Raw genomic sequence first — 26906 nt, 5'->3', positions numbered from 1 at the left:
ACAGTTTATAATATTAAAAAACAATCTAATAAAAAAAGATAAATGCGGGGAAAAAGTTATGTCACAGATGTTAGCTCTGTTTCTGATAGTTGGGATATTATATATAGGGGATGCGATAGCCGTTAGGACTAAGGCTTGGATCCCCTCTGTATTTGTATGCGCAGTGCTCTTTCTTTTAGGTTATTGGACTATTTTCCCGAAAGATATTGTGAGTATTGCCGGTATTCCTCAAGTAGTTGCGGTGACCTTGATGTATTTGTTAATTACAAATATGGGAACCTTATTATCGCTAAAAGAATTGTTGCGCCAATGGAAAACCATTCTTATCTCCTTAGCTGGGATTTTAGGTATCATTTTCTTAACCTTTATTATTGGGGTTGCCTTATTTGATTTAAACACGGTATTAGTTGCAGTTCCTCCGCTAGTTGGCGGTATTGTTTCTTCGTTAATTATGTCAAAAGGTGCAGCTGAGGCAGGTTTGGTTGACCTTTCGGTTTTCGCAATCTTAATTTACGTTATGCAGGGATTTGCGGGCTATCCATTAACAGCCATAATGTTAAAAAAAGAAGGACGCCGGGTTCTAGAGAAATATCGAAGTGGCCAATGGCAGGAAACTTTATCAGTTGAAGGCGCCAAAGAGGTTGAAGTGAAAACGGTGGTATCTGAAGATGAAATGCCACGTATGTTTAAAAAAATTCCTAATCACTATAACACCAGCTATTTTAAATTCTTGCGCTTAGCGGCGGTAGGGTATTTGGCTTATTTGGCGTCGTCCTTTGCTGCTCCTTATGTGAGTATTAGCCCATTTGTATTGTGTTTATTATTTGGTGTTATTGCCTCTTCATTAGGTTTCTTAGAAAGACAGCCGCTACAAAAAGCCAATGGCTTTGGGTTCGCAATTATGGCTTTAATGTTGTTTATCTTTGATACATTAAACCATGCGACCCCGGATATGTTATTACGCCTAGTTTATCCGATGGTGGTGTTAATTTGTGCTGCGGTTATTGGGATGTACCTTGCATCATGGGTCGTTGGTAAAATATTAGGTGTTACCAAAGAAATGGCGTTTGCCGTTGCGCTAACGGCATTATATGGTTTCCCTGCTGACTACATCATTACTAACGAAGCGATCAACGCATTAACGAAAGATGAAAAAGAACGCCAAGTATTAACTAGCCATATGTTAGGGCCGATGCTAGTTGGTGGCTTTATTTCTGTGACCATGGTTTCTGTTGTATTAGCAGGTATTATGGTGGCTTATATTGTTCCAATTGCAGGGTAAAAAATAATGGAAACAAGTACTTCAAGAATTCAGCGCCATTTAGAACAGTTGGCAGAATACACCGCGACTCCGGGTCAGGGTACTACGCGGATGAGCTACAGCGAACAAGATAAACAAGCTCGTGCTTATCTCAAACAAGAAATGGCTGCGCTAGGCTTGCAAGTCCGTGAAGATGCAATTGGCAATATCTATGGGCGTTTAGAAGGCCTGCAAGCTGATTTGCCTGTGGTGATTGTGGGTTCTCATTTTGACTCTGTTCCTCATGGCGGGGCATTTGATGGCCCGGCAGGGATTGTTACAGGTTTGGATGTCGTAGCGCGTATTAGTGAACAAAACTTAACTCCGAAATATCCCTTAGAAGTCATTGCCTTGGTTGAAGAGGAAGGGACCAGTTTTGGCCGGGGCTTGATGGCTTCAAGTGTGATAACGGGTTTGATTGGTACAAAAGAATTATACCAACTCAAAGATAGGCAGGGTGTAAGTGCGGCGCAGCGTATGGCAGAGGCAGGGTTTAATGCTGATCATGCATCACAAGCTGTGCTCGACCCTAAAAAGGTCAAAGCATTTTTAGAATTACACATCGAACAAGGTCCGGTGTTAGAACAGGCAAGTGAAGATGTAGGGATCGTAGAAACTATCGTAGGTATCAGTCAGTTAGAGATTAAACTGACAGGTAAAGCAGGCCATGCAGGTACTACGCCGATGAATATGCGAGCCGATGCATTAGTGTGTGCAAGCCAAATTATTAGTCATATTCCTGAACTAGCAAAGGCGGCAGGGGATAATACGGTTGCGACTGTAGGCCGGTTATCAGTATTACCTAATGGGGCGAATGTCATCCCAAGCGAAGTCACTTTTAGCGTCGATATTCGCTCTAAAAATGACGTTGCGTTACGTAAAGTGATTGAACAAATAATCGAATTAACAGAACAGGTTAGCAATTCGTTAGCGATTTCAAGCGATATTGTTCAGCCGTTATATGTTCAGCCAACGGAGCTCAATAGTGATATTCATCAACTAATGCAACAACATGCCAGCGACCAAAACTTACGTTTTCGTTCAATGGTCAGTGGCGCGGGGCATGACACTATGATTTTTGCAGGTATAACTCAAACGGGACTGATATTTGTGCCAAGTCGTAATGGGTTAAGCCATCACCCAGATGAATGGACGGATTATGCACAAATTGCACGCGGGGCAGATGTGATGTTTGCTACTGTTAAATCATTAATAGAATGTTAATAAATTAGCTAGATAAAGTATCTGGCTGTGTAATAGGGTAAAAGGTAGAAAAATGATCAACAAAACAATTGCAGCTGCAATCAAAAAACATACACCTGAAATGATTGCTTTTCGTCGTGATCTACACGCTCACCCTGAACTACCGTTTGAAGAAATACGCACGACAAAACGTATTGCTGAAGAATTAGACAAAATTGGAATAGAGTATCGATTAACTGAGCCTACAGGTGTCATTGCTGAAATTAAAGGCGGTAAGCCAGGTAAAACGGTTGCTCTACGTGCAGATATCGATGCTTTACCCGTTTTAGAGTTAAATGATTCATTAGAATATAAATCAACAATTGAAGGAAAAATGCATGCTTGTGGCCATGATGCTCACACCGCAATGCTATTAACCGCAGCCAAAGCGCTATATGAGGTGCGTGAAGAATTAGCGGGTAATGTACGTTTAATTTTCCAACCTGCTGAAGAGATTGCTCAAGGCGCATTAGCTATGATCAAGCAAGGTGCAATCGAAAATGTCGATAACGTTTTTGGCATGCATATTTGGACAACCACACCATCTGGAAAAGTGTCTTGCAATGTGGGCGGGTCTTTCGCATCTGCGGACTTACTGAAAGTCACTTTTAAAGGACGGGGTGGCCATGGTTCAATGCCAGAGGCCACCATTGACGCTGCGGTTGTTGCGTCTGCATTTGTTATGAATTTACAAGCGATAGTTTCCCGAGAAACGTCTTCTTTAGACTCAGCGGTGGTCACGATAGGTAAAATGGATGTCGGGACTCGCTTTAATGTCATCGCTGAAAATGCGGTGTTAGATGGCACGGTACGTTGTTTTGATATTGAAACTCGTAACCGCATCGAAGCGGCTATCCGTCGTTATGCGGACCATACGGCGGCTATTTATGGGGCGACGGCACACGTTGATTATATCTATGGGACATTACCAGTTATCAATGAAGAGCGGAGCGCGTTACTGGCTCAATCAGTCATTTCACAAGCTTTTGGTGAGCAAGCGCTGATTAATGAAAGACCGACACCGGGCGGTGAAGATTTCAGCTTCTACATTGAAAATATCCCAGGATGCTTTGCTTTACTAGGCACAGGAAATGCCGAAAAGGACACTCAATGGGCACATCATCATGGCTGCTTTAATATTGATGAAGACACGATGGCGACAGGTGCTGAGCTTCATGCTCAGTATGCATGGAGCTATTTACAGCAACAGGAGTTTTAATTGAGCCTGTTAATGCTATTAGGGTTAGTTGTTTTACCAATACCAGGATTACCACTAACCCTACTGCCGATTTATTTTGGTTATTAAGATAAGTTAAGAGCGCGAATAGCGGCGAGTTGTGTGGCCGCTATTAATTATGATGAATAAAAATAGCGTCTCTTAAACGTTGTTGTTGTTCAAATCGTTGTTCTTGGTTGATTTGCGGATCATGGGATAGCTGCATTAGCATTTCATTCATATTATGAACTGAGTTTTCATCAATCAATCGATTTACTTTTTCAACAATTTCATCATAGTAGGACATCACACAGGCTCTAATTAATATTCACTACAGCTATCATAACGCAAAATCTATTGGGGTAGATAGGTGGTTAATTCTGTTTATCGATCACCATAACCGCCATCGTATTCGGTTCTAAGGCTCGCATTATATGGGGCTCATCTCCGGGGTAGTGAATATAGTCACCGACTTGTAATTCAACAGGGTTATCCAATGGGCCGACTAACGCTCTGCCAGACATAATAATGATGTGCTCGCTAACGCCACGCATATGAGGCTCTGAAATACGGTCTCGCCCGGGCTGGGCCACCACAGTGTAAATATCGCGTCGCGAATCAGCAGGGGCAGACGAGAGCAAAAAGGCCAAATAATTTGCGTGCTCAGCACTAACAGGTATTGCCTCCCCATGGCGGATCACTGTGATAGTTTCTTGTTTATCTTCAATTAATCGTGCGAAAGGAATATCTAACGCCACACAAAGTGCCCATAAGGTTTCAATACTTGGATTACCACTACCCGATTCCAATTGAGAAAGTGTCGATTTAGCGATACCTGCTTTGCGAGATAGTTCTGATAGGGATAGCCCGCTTTTTTGTCTTTCACGAACAAGGGCTTTCGAAATCAACTCAATGGGAGGAGAAGGTAGATTCAATTTTCATTTCCTATTTAGATTGCACTGTACACTACATATCGACATAATGAACGAATGTATTATATATCGAACGGTCTAGGAATGCTAACGTCAATAAGCTCAACATTAAATCATAGCACAGTGAAAAACATAGCTCTTGTCTGTTTTGCTGACTTAATTGTCGGCATTTCTTATGGCGCATTGGCGCTTTCACAAGGATTTGACTGGTGGGTACCACTCACTTTATCTATTTTAGTGCTCGCAGGGGCGTCTGAGTTTTTGTTTATCGGTGTTATTTTTGCAGGAGGTAGCCCGCTTTCTGCTGCACTTGCAGGGTTATTAGTGAATTCACGACATATTCCTTTTAGCTTTGCGACCAGTGATTTAACGGGTAAGGGAGCAAAGTCATTACTGGGCTTTCACATCATGAATGATGAGAGCGTTGTATTTGGTTTAGCTCAAGAAACTGAATCAGAAAAACGTGCGGCTTTTTGGTTGTGTGGAATAGGTATTTTACTGTGTTGGCCAATAGGTGTCGTAATAGGTGAGGTATTGGGTAGCTTTATCAGTGATACACATATATATGGGATGGATGCGATGTTTCCTGCGATTATTTTAGCGCTTTCCTTGCCTGCACTCTCAGATAAACGCGTGCGGTTAACTGCAATAATTGGTGCGGTCATCGCGGTTGCAACTACACCGATATTGCCTGCAGGGATCCCTGTATTACTCGCACTATTGAGCTTGGTTATTTATATAAGGAAATAAATGATGACAAATAACCCATGGTTAATTATTAGCGGTATCTTACTGCTGGCGGTTGGTACTTATTTAATGCGAGCATCAGGGGCTTTGCTGCGCGGTCGAGTAGTCCTTTCGGAGAATAGCAAAGTATTATTTTCAGCAGCAGCTATTGTTATTTTATTCTCGGTTGCGGCCACATCTACGTTATTTTCCGGTGATGAAGTTTCTGATTGGCCTAAAATTGTAGGGGTGCTAGTGGCAGGGATACTGACGTGGTTTAAAAAGCCATTTATTATCATTGTCTTGTCAGCTGCGATTGTGACTGCGTTACTTAGGTTAATTTGAGACTAACTTGAGGTTAATCTGAGCTATTTAACCTGAAGAGAGGTTACTATGAACAATGGACTGAACCGCCGCTAATTTGAATCGTGCTGATTTATGTAAGCTTTATAACCAACAGATAAAATAGCCAACAGATAAAAAAAGTAGCCCCGACTTGAAAGGAGTGGGGCCACTGAAATTTACTCAGTTAGATCTTTTATTGTTTCAGAAGAGCCATTTTTTTGGACAGAGGCAATCCCTTTAAGCGCAGATTGCTTCGATGCATACATTTCACTTTTAGCAATCACTTCGTGATTTGCTGCTTTTAAAACGAAATAGTAAGGCTGAGCAACGTCTTTAGTGGATTTTTTTAATTCAAAATACCCCATGATAAGCTCCTGATTTTCTATTGAAAGGATGTCAAACAAAGTGTTAATAAGTCGCAGTTATTAACAATCTGCTTGAATTAAGATTAGTCGCTATTAGGTGTTATTACTAGGGGAAAGGGTTCAATTCAGATAAACTTTTTTCTAAAAAAAAGCCCCTGTGATACAGAGGCAATCGTAGGATATATAGAACTCTTTATTATTTAACTAAAATATCGGTTTTTACTCTCTACAGCTATCTGGTTGTACTTATCGATATAAAAGGTTTTGCCGATAACTTAATTAATATTCATTAATATTAACTATTGATTTGCTGCTGGCGCGCTAATTGGTTTCGGTGTTGGCATAGCATTCATTGGTTTATATTCAGGGACTTCCATCACTGTAACTTTGACAACATAGCGTTTGCCATCTTCAATTTTGGGCGCATTATTGGCCAGCTTTTTTGCAGTTTCATTTGGTGTCATCGTTTGTTCCGCAACGCTATATACCATATTGTGATGATTACCCATGTGCTGACGAGGCATTTTGTGGTTAACGCCATTTGCTGCTGCGGTAAAGCCGACGGTTAATAATGCTAAAGCTAATAAACCGGTATTTAATTTTTTCATTTCAGTATCCTCTGTATTGGTGATGGGCAAATCATTCACCAATTCATATTGTCTCGCAATCGCTTTTACCTCCCCTGACGGAAGCTCCATAATTACTGCACTTTTTATTCAAGTTTGTTCCATAGTTTTATAAAACAGTAGGTTAGTAGACGGTAGTTTACATTTTTAGACCGCTTGTGCTAATTCAAATTTCAGTTCTGGAGACATCAAGAAGGATCGTCTAGGATGATAAGTTAGGTTCCGTAAAACTCTTACAAAGTGAGTGTGTATGTCAGATAAAAAAATCCCCCTTTCTTTACTCGATCTTGCGCCAATCATTCAGGGTTCGACGGCGAAAGAGGCCTTTGCTCATTCCCTTGATATTGCTCAGTTAGCAGAAAAACTCGGTTACCACCGCTATTGGCTTGCGGAACACCATAATATGACTGGGATTGCCAGCGCGGCGACCTCGGTGTTAATAGGCTATCTTGCAGCAAATACTCACAATTTACGTTTAGGTTCTGGTGGCGTCATGTTGCCGAATCATTCCCCTTTGGTGATAGCAGAGCAATTTGGCACACTAAACACACTTTACCCTGAACGCATTGATTTAGGCATAGGGCGTGCTCCTGGAAGTGATCAGCGAACGATGCAAGCTTTACGCCGCCATATGAATACGGATATCGATAATTTCCCGCAAGATGTTGCGCAAATTATTAATTGGTTTGATGCTATAAACCCAGACCCAGCAGTGCGCCCAGTGCCAGGCTTTGGCGAAAAAATTCCGGTTTGGTTGTTAGGATCGAGTTTATACAGTGCAAGGTTAGCCGCGCAAATGGGGCTTCCTTTTGCTTTTGCTTCTCATTTTGCCCCTGATTTATTATTACAGGCATTGGAAGTTTATCGTGCTAATTTCCAGCCATCTCAGAGACTCTCTAAGCCGTATGCGATGGTTTGTATCAATATCATTGCCGCGGATACTCAAAGTGAAGCAGAGTTTTTATTTACGTCGATGCAGCAAGCCTTTGTTATGTTACGTCGTGGTCAACCTTCTCAATTGCCTGCACCTGTTGAGAGTATGGAAAATATTTGGTCACCCGCTGAAAAATTTGGTGTTCAACAAGCATTAGGCATGTCATTGGTAGGGGATAAAACCAAGGTACGTCATGGGTTGGATACGATATTACGGCAAACTCAAGCGGATGAAATTATGGTAAATGGCCAAATTTTTGATCATCAAGCTCGTTTATACTCTTTTGAGTTGGCGATGCAGGTAATGAACGAAATCATGTAATTTAAATAGCTGGATGATTGACACGTGTGCAAGGACGCATTTTTCAGATTTGGCTCAAAAAAGAGATAACCCAGAAAAATCTGGGTCATTGACGGCTAGCACGCTATTTGTGGTTGATGAGGCTCTAAAGGGGGTAAACCATGAGCAGCACGTGCTCTATCGCACGCCTCATTGTAAATACCATCTTGCCAAGATTGTTCAAACTCGCGGCAAGGTGTAGGCCTTTGTGTGTATATCGAACAAGACACGCATTCTCCAATGGTGCCCTCTAAAGCGCTACAACGCGTATTATGTTTTTGGTTTGTTCCCTGCATACAACTCATAAATGGGGTTATTTGCTCAGTTAAATGTTGTGGTACAACACCACCCCCACTTTCAGCCTCAGCCCAATAAAAAGAGACACGAAAATAGGCACAACATGCACCGCAGCTTACACAAGGGTTATCTGAAGGATCAGTTTTTAGGATATGGACATTATTAGTCATATTAAAAAACCATAAATGATGTTGATAAAATACCCATAGAAAATGGGTTGACGCAACACAAGCAGGAAGCTCAAGAAAACGTTGCTCAGGCTTTATTATCTTACGTTATTCCAGTTTATTGCAATATTATTCAGCACAAAAAACTGATTTTTTTGATATTCCCCAAGGTAAATAAATTTCACATACTTATCATAATCATAAAAAAACCTGCCAGAAGGCAGGTTTCGTTTGAATCATAATGATAAGTTAAACGTGTTTTAAATCTGCGTCATCATTTTGATTGAATATCGCTTTATCTGTTTCACCCATCAACTGGCTAGTCACTGTGCCTGCTGTCATTGAACCACTGACATTCAATGCAGTACGACCCATATCAATTAATGGCTCCACTGAAATTAACAGAGCAACTAATGTAACTGGTAAGCCCATCGCTGGTAGTACAATTAACGCGGCGAAAGTTGCACCGCCACCAACACCCGCGACACCTGCGGAACTAATTGTCACGATACCGACTAATGTCGCAATCCACAGCGGGTCGAATGGATTAATACCCATTGTCGGTGCGACCATCACGGCTAACATTGCAGGGTAAATACCCGCACAACCATTTTGCCCAATTGTTGCTCCGAACGATGCAGAGAAGCTAGCAATCGATTCAGGAATACCGAAACGACGTGTTTGTGTTTCAATATTTAGTGGAATACTTGCAGCACTTGAACGGCTAGTGAATGCAAAGGTTAAAACAGGGCCCGCTTTCTTAAAGAATTTAATGGGGTTTAAGCCAGTCGTCGCCACTAAAATACCATGTACAACAAACATAATGCCTAACGCAACATAGGACGCAATAACAAAAGTGCCTAGGTTGATGATGTCATGCAAGTTTGAACTTGCTACGACTTTAATCATCAGCGCCATCACACCATATGGCGTTAAACGCATGACCAAGCGAACTAATTTCATTGCCCAAGCTTGCATAACATCAATCGCTGCTAAGGCTTTTTCACCACGCTCTTTATCATCTTTAAACAGTTGCAGTGCGGCAACACCTAAGAAAGCAGCAAAAATAACGACACTAATAATTGACGTTGGGTTTGCACCAGTTAAATCTGCAAATGGATTTTTTGGAATAAACGATAAGATTAGCTGAGGCACGGTTAAGTCAGAAACTTTCCCAATATAGTTGCTTTCTATTGCTGATAAACGTGCTGTTTCGGATTGACCTTGCACTAAACCTTCGGCAGTCAGGCCGAATAAATTGGCAATTAAAATACCAACTAACGCCGCAATAGCTGTGGTAAATAACAAGGTGCCAATTGTTAAAAAGCTAATTTTACCTAGCGAAGAAGCTTTATGTAGCCTTGCCACTGCACTTAGTATTGAAGCAAATACCAATGGCATAATCACCATTTGTAATAGCTGCACATAACCATTTCCGACAATATTAAACCACAGAATGGAGTCTTTTACCGTTTGGTGGCCACTACCATACACGAGGTGCAGTACTACCCCGTAAGCAACACCGAAAACCAGACCGACTAACACTTTTTTAGATAGGCTCCAGCCTTTAGCCCCTAGTTTTGCCAACAGTATTAGTAGTGCTACAAAGCCGAGCACATTAATAATTAGAGGAATATTCATTCCGAACTCCAAATCATATTTTTATAAGGTATGTTACTTGCCCTTTAGTCCTTATTGGTTATAAGGATTTAGTTGCTTCAAACAACTGGTTATATGTTATCAGTTGATAAAATACATTTCTTATATCAAAAAGTAATAATATAGTATTATTCATACTTACATTATATTACAAAACTATAATTTATGTGGGAATGTGTGTATCTATTTGATTATGAATATATTTTATAATCATATCAATGTGGTTATAAAAATCGAATTGGTAACCGGCAGGTAAAAAACAGGCACAAACAGTCAAAATAATGGCAATAAAGCGTTCCCCTCGTTGGCTATTTTTACCGCGGATCATGGGAAAACAAAAGCGTTGAGGGAGTGGCCATAGGAATGGTACTCCTGAAGGGGTGAGCATGTCAGCGACTAGATGACTGATATAACCTAATAAAAAAGCTTGGATAATATCATTTGGAATTGCCCATTCGGTTGGTATCCATTGATAACAAGAAATCATCAAAAGTAACCATGCAACTAGGCTATGAGTAAACCCCCGGTGCCCACACAATTTGGAAATGGGTAATGAAAAAATCCGTAGTAGTCGACCAGGAATTGAAGATGGGTGGTCAATATCGGGCAATAATGCGCCTAACAAGACCCCTGGAACCATGTGCAACCAATCACCATGAGCAATCTCTGGGGTGATTTGAAGTTTATTAGCCATTATTAAAGAGGCGACGGAAAAAAGCAGATGCCCTTCAGCTGTCATGGTGGATAAAATACCATCTGTTTATCTATACAGTTGATTGGCAGTATAAAGTGTTTGAAAAGAATATGATAGTGGTAGAAAGATAAAAAAACTCTTATTTATTAGCAAATAAGGGAAGTATTTTATAATTTAACACAATACCCCTACCTAAATTAGATAGGGGAGAACACTTATTAGACACTCAAGGTATTCTTAACGTAAATGTTCAGCCTTTAAGTCATTCAGTGAGGCTAATTTGATATCCGCTAAACCAAAGCGCGGGTCATTAAAATGCTTGCTGTCAGGCACCACAATTGAACGCATTCTGGCGGCTTTTGCAGAAATCATACCGTTAAATGAATCTTCTAATGAAACGCAATTGACGGGTTTAGTCGATAACTCAGCTGCTGCTTTAAGATAAACTTCAGGATGAGGTTTACTCAAGGGTAAATCAGATGCGGAAATAACCGCGGAGAAATAATCACGAATATCCAGAAGGCTTAATACTTTTTCCAACATGTACAAAGGAGAAGCGGAAGCCAGCGCAATTTTTAAATCCATTGAACGGCAAAGTTCCATCGCATGTTGTACACCCGGTAGAATAGGACGAGTTTCTTCAACTAAGCCAACAACACGGTCAATAATGCGTTGTGTGGCTTCTTCTTGGCTGCATCCTTGCCAAGGGGAAGCGTGGTACCAAAGCTCCACCACATGGTCAATACGTAAACCCAAGGTATCAGGCAGGGTATCCGCAATTGAAACGTCAACACCCAATTGTGAAAAAATCTCAAGTTCAGCCTGTGCCCAAAAAGGTTCCGAGTCGATCAGTAAACCATCCATATCAAAAATGACCGATTGGATGGGAAGATTATGGTACATGTCAAAACTCCATTCATGTCGTATTTATTAACGAAGAAGTCATGATACCAGTAAACTGACTTTAAGCGTATTACTTGAAATCAGTATTAGTCTAATATTGAGGAATATTCGGACAGTATGAAGTAAAAGTATAATGGTAATGAATAGCCTCACTATTTTGATTAGTCTGAAAGTCTATATATTATTATTAATCGTGAATTGAGATTTGGAGGCAATGAATATTTTCAGCTATGATTAGCGTTGAATAATCATTGTAAAAATTTATCAAAAATCATAACGCTGAGGAAAAGCAGTAATGAATTACCATAATGCCAATTATGTCGCAATCGGCAAACGTATTCTGGGTTGGGTTGTTTTTCTGTTAGCATTAATTTCGACATTGGCGTCTTTAATTAAACTGGCAGGCATGAAGGGGCTCGCAGGAGAAGGGATTAATGCAGTCGCTAATGATTTTATTAAATTAATGGCGGAAATGACCCGTCAAAGTACACCATTCCTAAATTTCTTTTGGAATAACTCACCAGTACCTCAAGTCGCTAATGGGTTTTCCGGCAGTAATATCAGCTTTATCATCATCTTTATTTTTATTTTTGTTGGGCTCGCGTTAAGTGCATCAGGTTTGCGCATGTACCGGCAAATTAAGTTTATTCGTGAAAGCCTAGAAGATCACGTAATCATAGAAAAAGCAAAAGGGATAGACATCTCAAAAGAAGAGCTTGAAGCTAAGGTGACTATTCCTCGTCATACGATATTCACTCAATTTTTTCTTCTTTATTTTTGGCCAATTGTATTGGGGCTAGCGTTGTATTTTCTTCTGCGTTTCCTTAATTGGTAATTTTCGAATTTTCGTCATACTTCGAGCTGTAGCGGTGTTGGCTTCTTTCGGCTATTTGGGTCACATACTTGTGTATTCTCCCCAAACTATCCTCAATTGCCGCCTTGCTACAGCTCGAATTATTTAGAAAATTAATTATTCGTCGTACTCCATACTATGAGGGTGTTGGCTGCGTTTAGCTTCTCGGGTCACATACTTGTGTATGCTCCCCAAACTATCCTCAATCGCCGCCTTGCCACAGTTCGAATTATTTAGAAAATTAATTATTTGTCGTGCTAAATGCTAAAAAACAGGAGCTTATTTTTCGTTGAGTAGATTATCAATAATCGTGCGTGCTTGCTGGTAGCTTTGTTCGTTACCAAAGATATGGGCTTGGTTAAGTAAATAGTAAAGTTGGTATATTGGTTGTCTATCTAAAAAGCCATTGGGGAGCGGCCAAACACTTTGGTAGCCATCAATAATTTGGATCGGAAGATCTTGATATAATGGCAACATCGCAATATCACACTCCCTATCACCCCAATAACATGCGGGGTCATATAGCACACCTTCAAGATTTTGAGTGATAGCACAGTTAGCTGGCCATAAGTCACCATGTAATAAAGAGGGTTGTGGCTGATGCCCAGCAAGTTTCTCTTTAACAATATCGACAATTTGCTGAATATCAGCAAATACCATTCCTTTTTCGGAAGCGAGTTGTAATTGCAAGCCAATACGCTTTTCTGCAAAAAATGAATTCCAACGCTTTTCCCAGCCATTAGGTTGCACAATTGTGCTTAGCATAGTATCAAAATCAAACCCGTAGCTAGGCTGCTCTTCCCATTGATGTAAACGTGCTAATTGTTGGCCAAAATGCCATGCATTGGTGTTGTCGAAAGGCTTAAGAGGGAAGTATTCGAGCAGAAGGAAACTGTGGTGCTTATTACTACCAACACCGTAAACCTTAGGAACGGTTATCGTTTGGCTTTTAGCGAGCATTTCAAGTTGCTCAGCCTCTTGTTTAAATAAAGGCAAAAACTCACGCCGATTTTGTTTAATGAACACGGTGTGTTCGCCATAGTCAATTCTTAACGTATGGTGAATATCACCACCAGACAGAATGACTTTGTTACGTAGCTCCGCCTCACCTAAGTGTTCACTTAATAAACGACACATTGCTTGCCACATGACTCACCTCGCTCTGCTTTGGTCTTCATTAATACAATACTATAGCGACAGTTTAGGAATTAACAGTGATAATTGTTTAAAAAGAAGAAGCTATCACGAAATTATTGAACAATTATCAGACAATAAACACAAACCTGTTCTGCTTTAAATTTAGCCTATTTCTATCTAAATGAGAATGTTCAGATAATACGGTATGAGTTCAAGATCTTGACGCCATTTGCTAGTGATTTCAGGTAAACTGCAAAGAATGCTTTCATACTCAAGGGGTGCTATGAACATGGATTTTCAAAAACCGCGCTGGTTAAGAGACTTACTGCGATTTATTCCACTGAAAAGTCAGTTTGTTCTATTTGGCAATGTTCGAGACCTACAAGCCAGCGAAATTGCGCCTAGGGTAGTGACACCACTGCCGTTTAACCAAGCACTCTTTAATAACTTGTTTCAGGCAGGGTATGCCTATGTTATTACCTATACACCACTGATTGGTTTTCAATGCGTGGCGAGCCCCACAGAAAACTCGCAAGCGAGTGCTACATTGATGCAAAACTTAGGTTTGCATATGGCTGATGATAAAGCCGCTGGTGGTATTGATATGTTGAATCATTTGCTGGAAAAATTTATTAACTATAAGCAGCAGCCAATTGCATTATGTATTGATTTCGCCTCTTGCTTGATTTCCCATCGCGATAACCTGACTCCCGCTGAGCACAGCTTATTTACTCGGGCTCTGGTGGTTTCTCACCAAGCAAAAACGCGACCAGCAGGGGAAAATAACCAGCCGTTCTACAATTCTATTTTTTGGATTGTGGAGAAAGAAACCGATTTACCTGATTGGTTTTTAGTTAATAACCCACGAGTGAGAGCCATTCCTGTTGCGAAGCCTGACAGCCAAGTTCGTCGGGTTCTTACGCCAATGTTGTTAGCTTCATTATCTGATGTTAATAGCATAGAACAAGCGGATAAAGACAGCTTATTTAATGACTTTATTGATGAAACAGAAGGGCTCTTGTTACTGGACTTAACGGCGATAGTGCAGCTCGCACGGATTGAAAATGTCCCTGTGACACGTATTAGTGATGCGGTACGACGTTATAAAGTAGGCATAACGGAAGACCCTTGGAAAAAAATTGATAAGCAGAAAATACATAACGCACCAGAGATTATTTCTCGCCGAGTTAAAGGACAACAACATGCCGTCACTCATTTATTGGACATTATTAAACGTGCAATGACCGGAGTGGGGGGGCATAAAGGTGGGCGACCTCGAGGCGTTTTGTTTCTAGCGGGGCCAACGGGTGTCGGGAAAACGGAACTGGCGAAAACGGTCACTCAATTGCTATTTGGTGATGAAAGTGCGTATATTCGCTTTGATATGTCTGAATTTAGTGCAGAACATGCAGACCAACGTTTAATTGGCGCTCCTCCTGGCTATGTCGGTTATGATTCTGGTGGTGAATTGACGAATGCCATTCGTGAAAAGCCGTTTAGTGTGGTGTTGTTTGATGAGATAGAAAAAGCACACCCTCATTTAATGGATAAATTTCTACAAATTATTGATGATGGTGTATTGACCTCAGGACGTGGTGATCGCGTTTATTTTTCAGAATCGTTGATTATTTTTACGTCAAATCTTGGCATTTATCGTTTGGATGCAAATGGTGAGCGGGTAGCGAATGTCCAGCCGAGTGAGCCTTTCGAAACGGTGACGCGTAACGTGAAAAGTGAAATCGAACGTCACTTTAAATTAGTGTTAAATAGACCAGAGCTGCTCAACCGAATTGGGGAAAACATTATTGTTTTTGATTTTATTCGCCCCGATGTGGCACAACAAATATTCGAACAAATGGTGGGAAATATTCTTTCTGGTTTGGAAAAGCAATCACTGACTATTTCAATTTCACCACAAGCCAAAGAAACGTTAAAACAACATTGCTTAGCTGATTTATCTAATGGCGGTCGAGGTATACGTAACCAATTAGAAAGCTATTTAATTAACCCATTATCTCGCGCTGTTTTCGACCAAGATTTACAACCTAATTCGGCTTATCAAATTGTCGAAATTGCCACAGGTGAAACAACGCAAATCACGTTAGCAGCGATGAGTAATTGATGTGCTGAATGTTAATATTTCACGAATTCATTTTCCAATTACGGCTCTAGGCCCCGGAAAACGTATTGGTATCTGGTTTCAGGGATGCTCATTACGTTGTAAAGGCTGTCTTTCTCCTGATACATGGCAAGTGAAAGACAATAGCATCACGGTGAAACAATTACTGGACCAGATAACGGAGTGGTTACCATTCGCAGATGGCATCACGATTTCAGGGGGAGAACCGTTTGAACAGCCTGAAGCCTTATCCGCATTAGTGAAAGGGATTAAACAGCTAACAGATGCGGATATTTTAGTCTATAGCGGTTATCAATGGGAACACATTGAAGAGCGTGTTTTACAAATGGCTCCCAATATTGATGCCTTAATTAGTGAGCCATTTATTGTGGATCTTCCGCAAACCCAGATGCTCAAAGGCAGTGATAATCAGCAATTGCATATGTTAACGCTATTAGGAAAAGCGCGATTTATGGCATATCAGCGCTCGATAACACCAGAAGATAAAGTACTGGATTTAGCGTTTGATGAAACAGGGCGGCTATTTTTGGCGGGTGTTCCTGAACGTAACGATATGTTGCGTTTGCGGACCTTGATTGAACAGCAAGATCAATCCTTGCGACAACTAAAAAAATAATTAATTGGATGAATGGATGACCATGATACGTTTTTGCCCACATTGCCAAACAGAGCGACCGTTAACTGAAATTTTTTGTGCTGGGCAAATTAAAACACCACAAGGAGATAATCAGTTTTGTGGTTGGGATTTAACCCTTGAAGCTATTCATGAAACGGGTTGGCGCCCCATTGATGAGCACAATACCTCGATGGAGAGCCCAAAACTCAGTATTGATGAGAATAATCAAAATAACCAAATTATTGAGCAAAGAGTTTGTGTGAATGGGCATTCCATGGATGAGGGGGATTTTATCTGCCTTGAGTGTGGAGCGGATGCAGCTCTTGAACTAAGCAATATTGAGGAGCAATCTCAACGACTGATTGGTAATTGGCGGCTTGAACGACGTATTAACCAAAACGATAGCCCACGGGAACGTTATTTAGTCACACATATTGAAAATGACAAAAATGGTGTGCTTACCTTATATCAAAAAGGTGAAGAACCTGATCCTACGATTTATCAAGTACTTCAATTGATCCCAACAGACCATGTGCCTGAGTTTTATGAAACGGGACGCTGGGAAAACCGCGCTTGGCATGTGACTGAATTCTTGGAAGGTGGCTCATTGAGCCAATTTATTCAGCAAGGGGAATTTTGGCAGTTACATGAAATTCCCAAATTGGTTGAAGAAATGGGGCAAGCGATAGCGGCATTTACTGAGCATGGCTTACGTCATCGCAATCTATGTCCCGCTAATTTATTGATCCGCAGCCGTGAGCCTTTAGATATTGTGGTAATTGAATATGGCTCTGCGAGTTTGTCTGAATTTGACCTTGATATCGTAACACCCTTAGATATTTCCCGTTATAGCGCACCAGAAACCTTAGCAGGCGGTGTGAGCGCCGCATCAGACTGGTGGAGTCTTGGGGTTATTTTATTAGAACAACTGACCCAAGGGCAGTGTTTTGCTCAAGTTCATGATAATGCGTTCTTAATCCAAGTCATGACTAATGGCGTTGATTTTCCTGATGATTTAGACCCCAACTTACAACTATTATTGCGCGGGTTATTGTGCCGGGATCGTTTTTTACGTTGGCAATGGCCGCAGGTGTTAGCATGGCTAGAGGGGAAAGCGGTCCAAGCACCGCAAAGTGCGATAGCAGGCTCGCCAACTCAATACCATCAAGTCCAGTTTGCAGGTCAGCAATTTTCTCAGCCAGATACTTTTGCCATGGTTGCTGGTGAACAAGCTCATTGGGATGGTGCAGTCCAATTTTTGCTACGCGGGGAATTAACATCGTGGTTAGCAAAGTTTGATAATAGTCAGGAACAACTCAAACAACTTCAGGCTTTTTTAGATAGTCCAAAAACGCTAGGTGGAGCCTTGCAAAGTGAAATTAATCAAGATATTAAACTCACTTTAGCTTTAAAAATCCTAAACCCGAATATGCCATTTATTTACCGTGGTGAAATCATCACACCAGCTTGGTTATTAGAACAGCCTATTCTTGCTTACGCATTAATTAGTGAGCCATTAACTCAACATATTCAGAATATCGACCCACAACATTGGTTAGTGCAGCTCTACCACCGCCAATGTTTAGTACGTCAACGTGCTGAACAGTTGAATATATTACTCAATGAAGAAAGCTTGAAACTGTATTTGTTAATCACGTCAATAAGCCAGCTCGCTGCGCGTTGGGAATTACTGCATAGCCAATTTCCTGACTCACATAATGAAAGCCTACAAACCTTATTAGATAGACAAAATCTGCAAGAAATTGATTATCTTTTATTGCTAAGTGCCGATATTGGGCAATTTGTTTCACTGACTACATTAGTCGAGCAATCTTTTGAATTAGCAAAACACAATGATATCCACAATTTTGATAGCGAAATAGCCAAAAACCAACTTTTGTTACCAAGAGGGGAACTATACCAGCTCATTAGCCACCGAGTCAGTGATTTCAAACGTATAGGGATCCCTGAATTAGATGGTTGGGTTGATGACTTTTTATTAATGCGTCGCTTGCCGTTAGTCAAAATCCTCGTATTGCTGGCTATTCCATTCGAACACTGGCAAGTACCCGAATCACAAAAATATGTTCTTGAAGTTCTAAGGTTTTTTACACAAAAGCTCACGTCAGTGACACAACGTGGAAACCTGGTACGTATGCGTTTAACGCAAAATACTGGGCGAGTCGATTTAATGGAATGCGATAGCCCCGTTCGCCCTGCAAGTGCATTACTTGAACATTTATTGAACCGCAAAAAAAGCACGGTTACCATTGATAGTGATTTGCTATTACAGCATAAAGGCGTCAATGGCCGATTACGGATCCTACAATCAGATACGCAGTTATATCAACGGGATACAGGTATTGATGGCATGTACCTTGGTTTCCCATTCTTATTATTGCACACACAGCCGAATCAAATTAAACCACGAATTGCACCTTTATTTTTATGGCCCGTTTCATTACGGACTTCTTTAGCTCAAAACAGCCCTATACAGCTTAGTTTTGATCATGAGAGGGCGGCAATACGCTTAAATCCAGCACTGGCAAGCTTTGCGGGTATACCTCCGGTGAGTGAGTGGCAAACAATATTAGATAATTTATTATCTAAAGCAGGTTTAGCCATTGAAGATATGATGGAGACACTTACGTCTTTATTACCGATACAAGGTACAGAACTCGCGCCACTTCCGTCGATCACTACTCCAATTGCAGAGAATAGTGCACAAATCTGTTGTTCAGCGGTACTCTTCCATACCTCGTTTATTGGACAGGCGGTGAGTAGCGATTTACAGCAAATTGCTGGGCTACCTATTTCCCAAACAGCCTTAGCGACAATGCTAAAAGTCTCACCGCTCAATAGCACGAGTGAAACACAGCCAGATAATTTACTTAATCAGTATGCATTGTCATTGGCAGACCCATCACAAGAACAAGTTGTTCAAGCTGCACAAGCTAACACGGGGCTGCTGATTGAGGGGCCGCCAGGAACAGGGAAAAGCCAAACCATCGTGAGTTTGATTGCAGATGCGATAGGGCGTCAGCAAACCGTTTTAGTGGTGTGTCAAAAACCTGCTGCACTAGAAGTAGTCTATAAGCGTTTGATTGCTAATGGATTAGGGGATAGAGCACTATATATCAGCCAAAGCCAAAAAGGCCGTGAGATTATTTTGGCGGTGAGAGAACAAATTGAGCAACTTTGGGGACAAGAAAAAAGCCAGTTCGTTGAGCTTGATTGGCAGGGAGAGAGAATTCATCTTGTAAATCGCGTTCAGCTATTTGAACAAAAAATAGATAGGTATTTTCACTCGCTCAATAATATCGACGAAAAGTTTCAAGTTTCTTATAAACAAGTATTAAGCCAATTGATTGAACTTGAAAAGCTTCCTCATTTTGATATTGATGAACAGCACATTAAGCCTTTATTAGCACAATTTGATAGCCATACGATTGAGCAACTAACGGATGATTTGAAGTCACATGCGTATACTTGGTGGCAATTGGATTATGAAAATAATGCACTAAAAGCCTTATCGCAGTTTACGGTGAATGACCCTCAATACTTATTGTTTAATCAATCTATTATGGGATTGATCGATACTGAAAAGCTACGTGATGAAGCTTATAAAACGCCATATCAGCAAATTACGTTGACTCAATTATCGACTCATGAGCAATGGTTATCACAGCATGAAGCACAATTTAACCAATTAACGGCTGAACAATGGCAGGATTTCTCCCGTTGGTTAACGCTATTTAGCAGTGAAACGGGAAATTTAGTTATTAACCAACTTGAGCTGTTGTATCAGCGTTTATTATCGATTAATGAAGAAAATATCGACCCGTTATTATTCCCTGTGTTTAGGGGGATTGATAATGACCATCTTGCCCAATTATCGCGAGCATTGATGGAAACAATGCAAAGGTCATGGTTACGTTTCTTGAACCCGTATTACTACCGTCGGCAAAACCAATTGCAGTCATTTATGGCGGCTAGTGGCTTAGCGCCTAAGACTGAAAAACAGACGTCAGTGCTTAATACCATTGCCGTTGAACAACAATGGCGTTTACTTGAAAGGGAATTACAACCATTATATCAACAGCTTGGTCTTGAGCTTCAGCCAAACCACCAGTGGCGTAGCACATTGCAACCGTTGGTCATGCAATTAAAACGAGTGGCAGATATGGCTGAGCTTCTCACTCAGTACCCTGAACCTTTGCATTTTATAGACGCGATTACTCAGCAACAAAAAGCCGGGTTTATCCATCAATGTCATGAAGTCAGGGCGGCAATAGCTAAGTTACGTGCAAAAACGGAAAGCTTAAACCAATTAAGTCGGCTAGATAGCGTATTTTCATCAGAAACCGTTGAACGGTTTAAGATGGCCATCGTAAACGGTGAGTCATATACGACTGAACTGGTGCTGATAGCGCAACAGAAAGAAAATTTACAGCGTTACCAATCGTTTCGGGAAGAAACACAACATTTTACCGAGCAGCATTGGGGGATCTTAACGCTATTAAAACCGGCTATTGGACAACTTATCGCAACTGAAGGGGGCACAACACAATGGAGAGATCAATTAATTCAAACAATTAACTATTATTTCTGTCTGTTTACTAAAGCTCAATTGCTGGCAATATTGCCTGCATTAAGTACTAATCACGGCCAGCTGATGTCAGACCTAGCTGAATTAGAAAATGCTCAAAAACAATTACAACAATTCAATAAACTGGCATTGACGGCCAATATAGATATCAAAACGTTAGGGAACCGCCGAGAATGGGAAGAAATTACTCGTTTAGCAGGGCCAAGAGCGCGACGTTTAAGGGAATTTATACAAGAAGGTCGAGATATTGGGTTAATGCAACTACGGCCGGTTTGGTTGATGACACCCGATGTAGCGAGCCAGGTGCTCCCTCTTGAAGGTGCCATGTTTGACAGTGTGATTTATGATGAAGCTTCACAGATGCCGATTGAATTTGCCTTATCGACTTTATTTAGAGCCAAACAGGCCATTGTTAGTGGCGATGAAAAGCAAATGCCACCTTCAAAATTTTTCACAGGTAAGCAAATTGAAGACGATATTGATGAAGAAGACGATGACCAACAAGAATTGGCAGGAGAGCAATGGGATTACCGGCAAATTAGTGATTGCCCTGATTTATTACATTTAGCACGTACAGTATTGCCTATTCATACATTGGATATTCATTACCGTTCTGCTTATCGAGAGCTGATTAATTTCTCCAATTTTGCTTTCTATGAAAATAGGCTTAATATTCCAGCGCAGTTTTCTTCTAAAATGGTCAGTAAAATTAAGCCATTACAGCTTATTCAAGTCAATGGTACATATGTTAACCAAAGCAATGAAGCTGAAGCAGTCGCTATCGTGGATCATTTAGCTTCAATGTGGCAACGGCCTTTCGAACAACGACCCTCTGTGGGGGTAGTCACGTTTAACCAAAAGCAAGCAACATTAATTAATCAAATAATTCAATTACGTGCAGCACAGGATGAAGATTTTCTTCAGGCGTATACGCAGGAAAACCAACGCACTCACAATGACGAAGATATGTCATTTTTTGTGAAAAATGTGGAAAATGTGCAAGGCGATGAACGCGATGTGATTTTATTTTCTACCACATTTGGTCGCAATGCACAGGGGACATTCAGGCGTAACTTCGGGGTATTAGGGCAAACCGGTGGTGAACGGCGTTTAAATGTCGCCATCACTCGTGCTCGTCAGCAAGTCGTAATAATGTCATCAATGCCAATAGATGAAATTTCTGATTTATTAGCCACTTACCGCAAACCGGAAATTCCAAGAGATTATTTACAAGGTTATCTGGCTTATGCGCTAAATGCGTGTAATCCATTAATGCAAAAAGAAAATAAAAAATTACTTAGTCGCATGTGTCATACACAGTCAGCGGTTGATAACGAAACGCTCCCGCAAAATGCCTTTGTCGATTCGGTAATGAGTTTTATTCGACAAAGTGGCTGGCAGGTGACCACAGCAAGCCAAAATGGGGTATTCCATTTTGATGGCATTGTTGAGGACCGAACCAGTGGCCGTTTGCTCATCGGTATTGAATGCGACATACCATCACACCCACTATTGAAAACAGCTCGTTCTAGAGAGCTATGGCGCAGTGCTGTTCTGGCACGAGTGATACCAGCGCGTTACCGGGTTTCTATTATCGAATGGTATCAAAATCGCGATTTGGCACAGCAACAACTACACGATGCCATTTCTCAGGCTTTATTAACCTCATCCCTCTCTCAAATAGAGAGTCAAAATCCGCAAGAAGGTGCGTTATGAGTTCATCGGTTCATCGTATAACTGTTAGGGAAATGAATGAAATTCAGTGTCGGCGTCAGCTTGCGGTAGTTAAACGTCGATTTAAACAGTGGAATGCATTGGCAAACCGCAGCCAATATCATCAGCCGCGTATTGCACAAATCAAACAAGCATACCAGCAGTTAATGGAAAATGAGGCACAGGTTGCCACATTGTCAGCACACAATTTAAGTTTATTAAATAACCAATTGGTTGAGTTTACTGGGACACTGAATAACGAAGTACAGGAAGTTCGTGAGCAACAAATTGAAAAACAAGCGTTATTAGCCCGAACAAAAAAGTACAGAGAACATAATTTGGCTGAATTAATCGCACTGGTACATGAAAAACTGCCAAATGAGACCGAACTTCTTACGCAATTAATTTCGGCTAGTGAACTGGATGAAAACCAATCTAATAAATTAATTTTTAAAGTATTAGCTTTATTGAGTTCACAATCAACTTCACTAACACCATCGGCAGCGGCATTATTGAGCCAGCTAAAAGCACAATCTGAAGGCGTGAAGCAATTTTGGCAATCAGGCTTACCTCAAACGCCGTTTGCCAAGCAACGTGAACAGCTACTATTGATGATTGAAAAACTGAAATTAATCGCTTCTTCTAATGAAGCTCAGCGTGCGGAACAACAACTGGTTGAGCTTCAAGAATTTAAAGAAGGCACACAGCGCCATTTACGTGCCGATTCATTGATCATGACATTGGCAGAACAATTGAAGTTAAGTCAGCAACGAATTGAACTTATCGATAAAATTGAACAACTTTGTGATGAATTGGCTATTTTTGCGAGTAATGAAAATGAAGCCATGATTTCGAATGCGCTAGCGAGTATACAATCAAGCTCGATAGAAGTGTTAACTGCATGGATAGATAAGCTGAATAATGCCGTAAGTACTGCAGAACGACAGGTTGTTGCCACTGCACAAAGGAAAACGGTATTAGAAGGGTTAGGAAAACTCGGTTATCAAGTTCAAGATACTGATGTTAAAGCATGGCTGGATGATGGCAAAGTGGTCGTCACACACCCTGCAACGCCGGGGTATGGACTAGAATTAGGTGGAAAACAAGCGCGTTTTCAAGCGCGTACAGTGGCTTTTTCTGCAAGGCGGGATAATTCACGAGACCAGGATGTTGATGCAATTTGGTGTAATCAACATCAACAATTACAAGATATTATTGCTCAGACAGATGCGGAACTTGTTGTTGAGCAGGCGTTACCAGCGGGAAGAGGGGAAATGAAGGTGTATGAAACTCAATCTGAAGATCAACGTCATAATATTGCTGTAAACCACCTCAAAACACGCAGTAAATAGGTATCACTAAAGAAGATTTAGTCACATATTAGGGCATTATTTAAAATAAAAAAGCTGAATTCATTATGCGTGAATTCAGCTTTTTTGTTATATCTGCCATTTATTATGCGGTATGTATACTTTGTGGGTTAGTTTGACTTCTTTTGCGTGCTAGTACTAGCTTGCTATAGAGCAGGGCTATCACAAAATAAACTGCCTGCGTAACAACAATGGTTGGCCCAGTCGTCGCATTAATGTGAAAACTCAAGATGGTTCCAATAACACTTGATGTTACAGAAGCGATGATAGCGACGACGAGCATTTTGCCGAAGCTCCGGCATAGGACAAATGCAATAATTCCCGGGGAGATCAGCATGGCAATAACTAAAATGATCCCAACCGCTTGCAGTGAAGCGACAATGGTTAATGCAAGTAAAGACAGTAAACCATAATGTATCAGCTTGACGGGGAGGCCAATCACACGGGCTTGGTTTGGGTCAAAACAATAGAGCATAAAATCTTTACGTTTCAGTAAAATAATTGCGATAGTGATTCCAGCAAACAGTAAAATCTGTTTAAATTCGCTATCGGTTATCCCTAATATATCACCGAAAAGAATATGTGTTAGGTGTTGCTCTGTATCGATTTTAGCGAACATCACTAAACCGATAGCAAACATCCCAGAAAATACAATTCCCATGACGGTATCTTCTTTTATCCGACTATTTTCTTTTAAATACCCTGTTGCGACAGCGCAGAATAAGCCAGATGCGAAAGCCCCTATCGCTAATGGGATACCGAGTAAAGAAGCAATAATGATCCCCGGTAGAACGGCATGGGAGATTGCATCGCCCATCAATGACCAACCTTTCAATACTAAAAAGCAAGAAAGGATAGCGCATACCGTCCCACTGACAATTGCGGTAATCAATGCTTTTTGCATAAAAGGAAATGCAAACGGAGCCATCAATAAGTCAATGAAATCACTCATGAGATGCTCCTTGTCGGTGTGACTGATGCAGCCGAGCTACTTCCTTTTTTGCATTACGTTTTGAGGCCAAAATACCGTGCTTAGGTGCAAAGAAAAATGCCAACAGGAAAATAATAGTTTGTAGTGTAACAATTAACCCACCTGTAGCACCGTTGAGGAAATAACTGATATACGCACCAACAGCACTGGTTACGGTGCCAATTGTGACTGAAATAATGAGTAAACGCTTAAATTGGTCGGTCAATAAATAAGCGGTTGCCCCCGGAGTGACGACCATTGCGATAACAAGGATTGCGCCAACTGTTTGTAAGGCAGCAACAGTACAAGCACTTAATAATGTAAAGAAAATAATTTTTAGGCGTAATGGGTTCAAGCCAATTGAACGAGCGTGGCTTTCATCGAAAAAAACGGCTAATAAATCTTTCCATAAGCACAGCAGTACAATGAATGAAACGCCAATAATAATTTCTACTTGTAATACGTCAGAATCCGCAATACCTAAAATATTACCAAAAATAATACTTTGTACATTCACAGATGTTGGGTTCAATGAAACAATCAACAAACCAGCAGCAAAAAAAGTAGAGAAAATAAAGCCAATGACAGCATCTTCACGTAAACGAGTTAGATGCTTTATTAATGTCATGGCTAGTGCCGCGAGGATCCCAGTAAAAAAGGCGCCAGCCGCATAGGGTAAACCTAAAGCATAAGCACCAGCTACCCCAGGAACAACAGAGTGGGAGAGCGCATCTCCCATTAATGACCAGCCTTTCAACATCAAATACGCCGATAAAAACGCACAGACAGCACCAACAATGGCGCTGACCCAAATGGCTTTTATCATAAAATCATATTCAAAGGGCTGTAATAACATCTCAATCATTCGGAACCCTTAGCTTGGTTTTTTCGAACGGGGGCATCATGGTCATGACCATAGAATACAGCCGCTCTTTCATCATCGGTAATGACGGTGACAGAGCGAGGGTCATCATCGTCATGAAGCTCTTGACCTGACAGGTTAATATGACGCAATACGCCGCCGAAAGCTTGCTGCAGGTTTCGTTGCGTAAATGTTGTTTCTGTAGGTCCACTCGCTAAAACAGTGCGATTGATTAAGATAACGTGGTCGCAAAACTCAGGCACACTACCCAAGTTATGAGTTGAAACGAGGATTAGATGGCCTTCGTCACGCAAACTACGCAGTAAGTCAATAATGGCATTTTCAGTTTTAACATCAACCCCAGTAAAGGGTTCATCAAGGAGTAAAACTTTACCTTCTTGTGCGAGCGCTCGCGCTAAAAAAACCCGTTTTTTCTGACCACCTGAAAGCTCGCCTATTTGGCGATGTTCAAGCCCTGCAAGGTCAACCCGTTCTAATGCCATTTTGACAGCATCTTTATCGGCTTGTTTAGGGATGCGGAAAAACCCCATTTTGCCGTAACGGCCCATCATCACAACATCAGAAACGAGAACGGGGAAATTCCAGTCAACTTCTTCTGTTTGTGGGACGTATGCAATCACATTTTCTTTAAGCGCGGTTTTTATCGGCTGATCATTTAATGTCACACTGCCAGAAGATGGGGTGACAAGCCCCATAATGGTTTTAAATAACGTTGACTTGCCACTACCATTTACGCCAACTAAGGCACAAATAGAGCCACCTGAGATAGTAAAGCTTGCGTCATAGATAGCGGTGTGACCGTTATTATATGTCACAGTCGCATCATCGACGATAAGATTCGGGTGTTCGAATTGACTTGAGTGGTTCATA

At 41.1% G+C, this 26906-nt stretch carries 23 protein-coding genes; 11 read left to right on the top strand and 12 right to left on the bottom strand.

The features are described 5' to 3' along the window. Positions 1–58: 58 nt before the first annotated feature. Genes M1F26_RS11380 through M1F26_RS11370 form a run of 3 tightly spaced genes read left to right on the top strand, consistent with a single transcriptional unit; the run spans position 59 to position 3761 of the window. On the top strand, positions 59–1282 hold the full coding sequence (locus M1F26_RS11380) for a hypothetical protein (RefSeq protein ID WP_140170646.1): 1224 nt from the start codon (positions 59–61) through the stop codon (positions 1280–1282). 6 nt (positions 1283–1288) lie between these two features. Further along, entirely contained in the window at positions 1289–2524 is a 1236-nt protein-coding gene (locus M1F26_RS11375; protein ID WP_140170645.1) for a Zn-dependent hydrolase, read from the top strand. Between the two features lie 52 nt (positions 2525–2576). After that, complete coding sequence (locus M1F26_RS11370; RefSeq protein ID WP_140170644.1) at positions 2577–3761, top strand: amidohydrolase; 1185 nt, start codon at positions 2577–2579, stop codon at positions 3759–3761. A 130-nt stretch (positions 3762–3891) separates the two neighbouring features. Here M1F26_RS11370 and M1F26_RS11365 read toward each other — a convergent pair whose 3' ends face one another. Further along, positions 3892–4065, bottom strand: a complete 174-nt coding sequence (locus M1F26_RS11365) for a DUF2526 family protein (protein WP_125890922.1) — start codon at positions 4063–4065, stop codon at positions 3892–3894. A 67-nt stretch (positions 4066–4132) separates the two neighbouring features. Further along, a complete protein-coding gene (locus M1F26_RS11360; RefSeq protein WP_140170643.1) occupies positions 4133–4693 on the bottom strand; it encodes a helix-turn-helix domain-containing protein in 561 nt (186 codons plus the stop codon). A gap of 81 nt (positions 4694–4774) precedes the next feature. Here M1F26_RS11360 and M1F26_RS11355 point away from each other — a divergent pair, with 81 nt between their 5' ends. Continuing rightward, the gene (locus tag M1F26_RS11355; protein ID WP_140170642.1) at positions 4775–5440 is read left to right on the top strand and encodes an AzlC family ABC transporter permease; all 666 of its coding nucleotides are present in this window, start codon (positions 4775–4777) and stop codon (positions 5438–5440) included. 3 nt (positions 5441–5443) lie between these two features. Next, on the top strand, positions 5444–5761 hold the full coding sequence (locus M1F26_RS11350) for an AzlD domain-containing protein (protein ID WP_410480058.1): 318 nt from the start codon (positions 5444–5446) through the stop codon (positions 5759–5761). Between the two features lie 176 nt (positions 5762–5937). Here M1F26_RS11350 and M1F26_RS11345 read toward each other — a convergent pair whose 3' ends face one another. Next, entirely contained in the window at positions 5938–6126 is a 189-nt protein-coding gene (locus M1F26_RS11345) for a YegP family protein (protein ID WP_004263611.1), read from the bottom strand. Between the two features lie 299 nt (positions 6127–6425). Continuing rightward, entirely contained in the window at positions 6426–6824 is a 399-nt protein-coding gene (locus M1F26_RS11340) for a hypothetical protein (RefSeq protein ID WP_140170597.1), read from the bottom strand. A gap of 178 nt (positions 6825–7002) precedes the next feature. Between M1F26_RS11340 and M1F26_RS11335 the strand changes: the two genes are divergently transcribed. Next, complete coding sequence (locus M1F26_RS11335) at positions 7003–8007, top strand: luciferase-like monooxygenase (RefSeq protein WP_140170596.1); 1005 nt, start codon at positions 7003–7005, stop codon at positions 8005–8007. Between the two features lie 95 nt (positions 8008–8102). Here M1F26_RS11335 and M1F26_RS11330 read toward each other — a convergent pair whose 3' ends face one another. From M1F26_RS11330 to hxpB, 4 genes are all read right to left on the bottom strand, one after another. Beyond that, entirely contained in the window at positions 8103–8492 is a 390-nt protein-coding gene (locus tag M1F26_RS11330; protein ID WP_094961737.1) for a YkgJ family cysteine cluster protein, read from the bottom strand. Positions 8493–8738: 246 nt separating this feature from the next. After that, positions 8739–10130 carry an L-cystine transporter gene (locus M1F26_RS11325; RefSeq protein ID WP_004263624.1) on the bottom strand — a complete coding sequence of 464 codons (1392 nt, stop codon included), beginning with the start codon at positions 10128–10130 and terminating at the stop codon, positions 8739–8741. Positions 10131–10311: 181 nt separating this feature from the next. After that, complete coding sequence (locus tag M1F26_RS11320) at positions 10312–10887, bottom strand: metal-dependent hydrolase (protein ID WP_140170595.1); 576 nt, start codon at positions 10885–10887, stop codon at positions 10312–10314. Positions 10888–11079: 192 nt separating this feature from the next. Then, positions 11080–11745, bottom strand: a complete 666-nt coding sequence (gene hxpB / locus M1F26_RS11315; RefSeq protein WP_140170594.1) for a hexitol phosphatase HxpB — start codon at positions 11743–11745, stop codon at positions 11080–11082. A 295-nt stretch (positions 11746–12040) separates the two neighbouring features. On the opposite strand from hxpB, the gene M1F26_RS11310 reads away from it, so the two are divergent. Next, positions 12041–12580 carry a YniB family protein gene (locus M1F26_RS11310; protein WP_004263634.1) on the top strand — a complete coding sequence of 180 codons (540 nt, stop codon included), beginning with the start codon at positions 12041–12043 and terminating at the stop codon, positions 12578–12580. A gap of 297 nt (positions 12581–12877) precedes the next feature. Here M1F26_RS11310 and M1F26_RS11305 read toward each other — a convergent pair whose 3' ends face one another. Further along, positions 12878–13747 carry a fructosamine kinase family protein gene (locus M1F26_RS11305; protein ID WP_004263637.1) on the bottom strand — a complete coding sequence of 290 codons (870 nt, stop codon included), beginning with the start codon at positions 13745–13747 and terminating at the stop codon, positions 12878–12880. A 277-nt stretch (positions 13748–14024) separates the two neighbouring features. On the opposite strand from M1F26_RS11305, the gene M1F26_RS11300 reads away from it, so the two are divergent. The 4 genes from M1F26_RS11300 to M1F26_RS11285 are packed head-to-tail and all read left to right on the top strand — an operon-like array spanning position 14025 to position 24165. Beyond that, the gene (locus M1F26_RS11300; RefSeq protein ID WP_036958655.1) at positions 14025–15857 is read left to right on the top strand and encodes an AAA family ATPase; all 1833 of its coding nucleotides are present in this window, start codon (positions 14025–14027) and stop codon (positions 15855–15857) included. 1 nt (position 15858) lies between these two features. Further along, entirely contained in the window at positions 15859–16491 is a 633-nt protein-coding gene (locus M1F26_RS11295) for a 4Fe-4S single cluster domain-containing protein (RefSeq protein ID WP_140170593.1), read from the top strand. A 16-nt stretch (positions 16492–16507) separates the two neighbouring features. After that, positions 16508–22816 carry a protein kinase domain-containing protein gene (locus M1F26_RS11290; RefSeq protein ID WP_140170592.1) on the top strand — a complete coding sequence of 2103 codons (6309 nt, stop codon included), beginning with the start codon at positions 16508–16510 and terminating at the stop codon, positions 22814–22816. After that, positions 22813–24165 carry a hypothetical protein gene (locus M1F26_RS11285; RefSeq protein ID WP_140170591.1) on the top strand — a complete coding sequence of 451 codons (1353 nt, stop codon included), beginning with the start codon at positions 22813–22815 and terminating at the stop codon, positions 24163–24165. Before M1F26_RS11290 ends, M1F26_RS11285 begins: the two co-directional genes overlap by 4 nt. 103 nt (positions 24166–24268) lie before the next feature. Here M1F26_RS11285 and M1F26_RS11280 read toward each other — a convergent pair whose 3' ends face one another. From M1F26_RS11280 to M1F26_RS11270, 3 genes are read right to left on the bottom strand one after another with little or no spacing between them, the layout of a single operon-like run. After that, positions 24269–25135: a metal ABC transporter permease gene (locus M1F26_RS11280; RefSeq protein WP_140170590.1), complete on the bottom strand. Its 867-nt coding sequence runs from the start codon at positions 25133–25135 to the stop codon at positions 24269–24271. Then, complete coding sequence (locus tag M1F26_RS11275; RefSeq protein ID WP_140170589.1) at positions 25128–26018, bottom strand: metal ABC transporter permease; 891 nt, start codon at positions 26016–26018, stop codon at positions 25128–25130. Before M1F26_RS11275 ends, M1F26_RS11280 begins: the two co-directional genes overlap by 8 nt. Further along, positions 26015–26905 (bottom strand): manganese/iron ABC transporter ATP-binding protein, encoded by an 891-nt coding sequence (locus M1F26_RS11270; RefSeq protein ID WP_109911242.1) that lies wholly within the window; start codon positions 26903–26905, stop codon positions 26015–26017. Before M1F26_RS11270 ends, M1F26_RS11275 begins: the two co-directional genes overlap by 4 nt. Position 26906: the final 1 nt, after the last annotated feature.

The organism is Providencia sp. PROV048 (genome assembly GCF_033688165.1).
Lineage (GTDB): Bacteria > Pseudomonadota > Gammaproteobacteria > Enterobacterales > Enterobacteriaceae > Providencia > Providencia hangzhouensis.
Note: the sequence above shows the minus strand (reverse complement) of the source record. Positions and strands in the feature narration are given on the sequence as shown.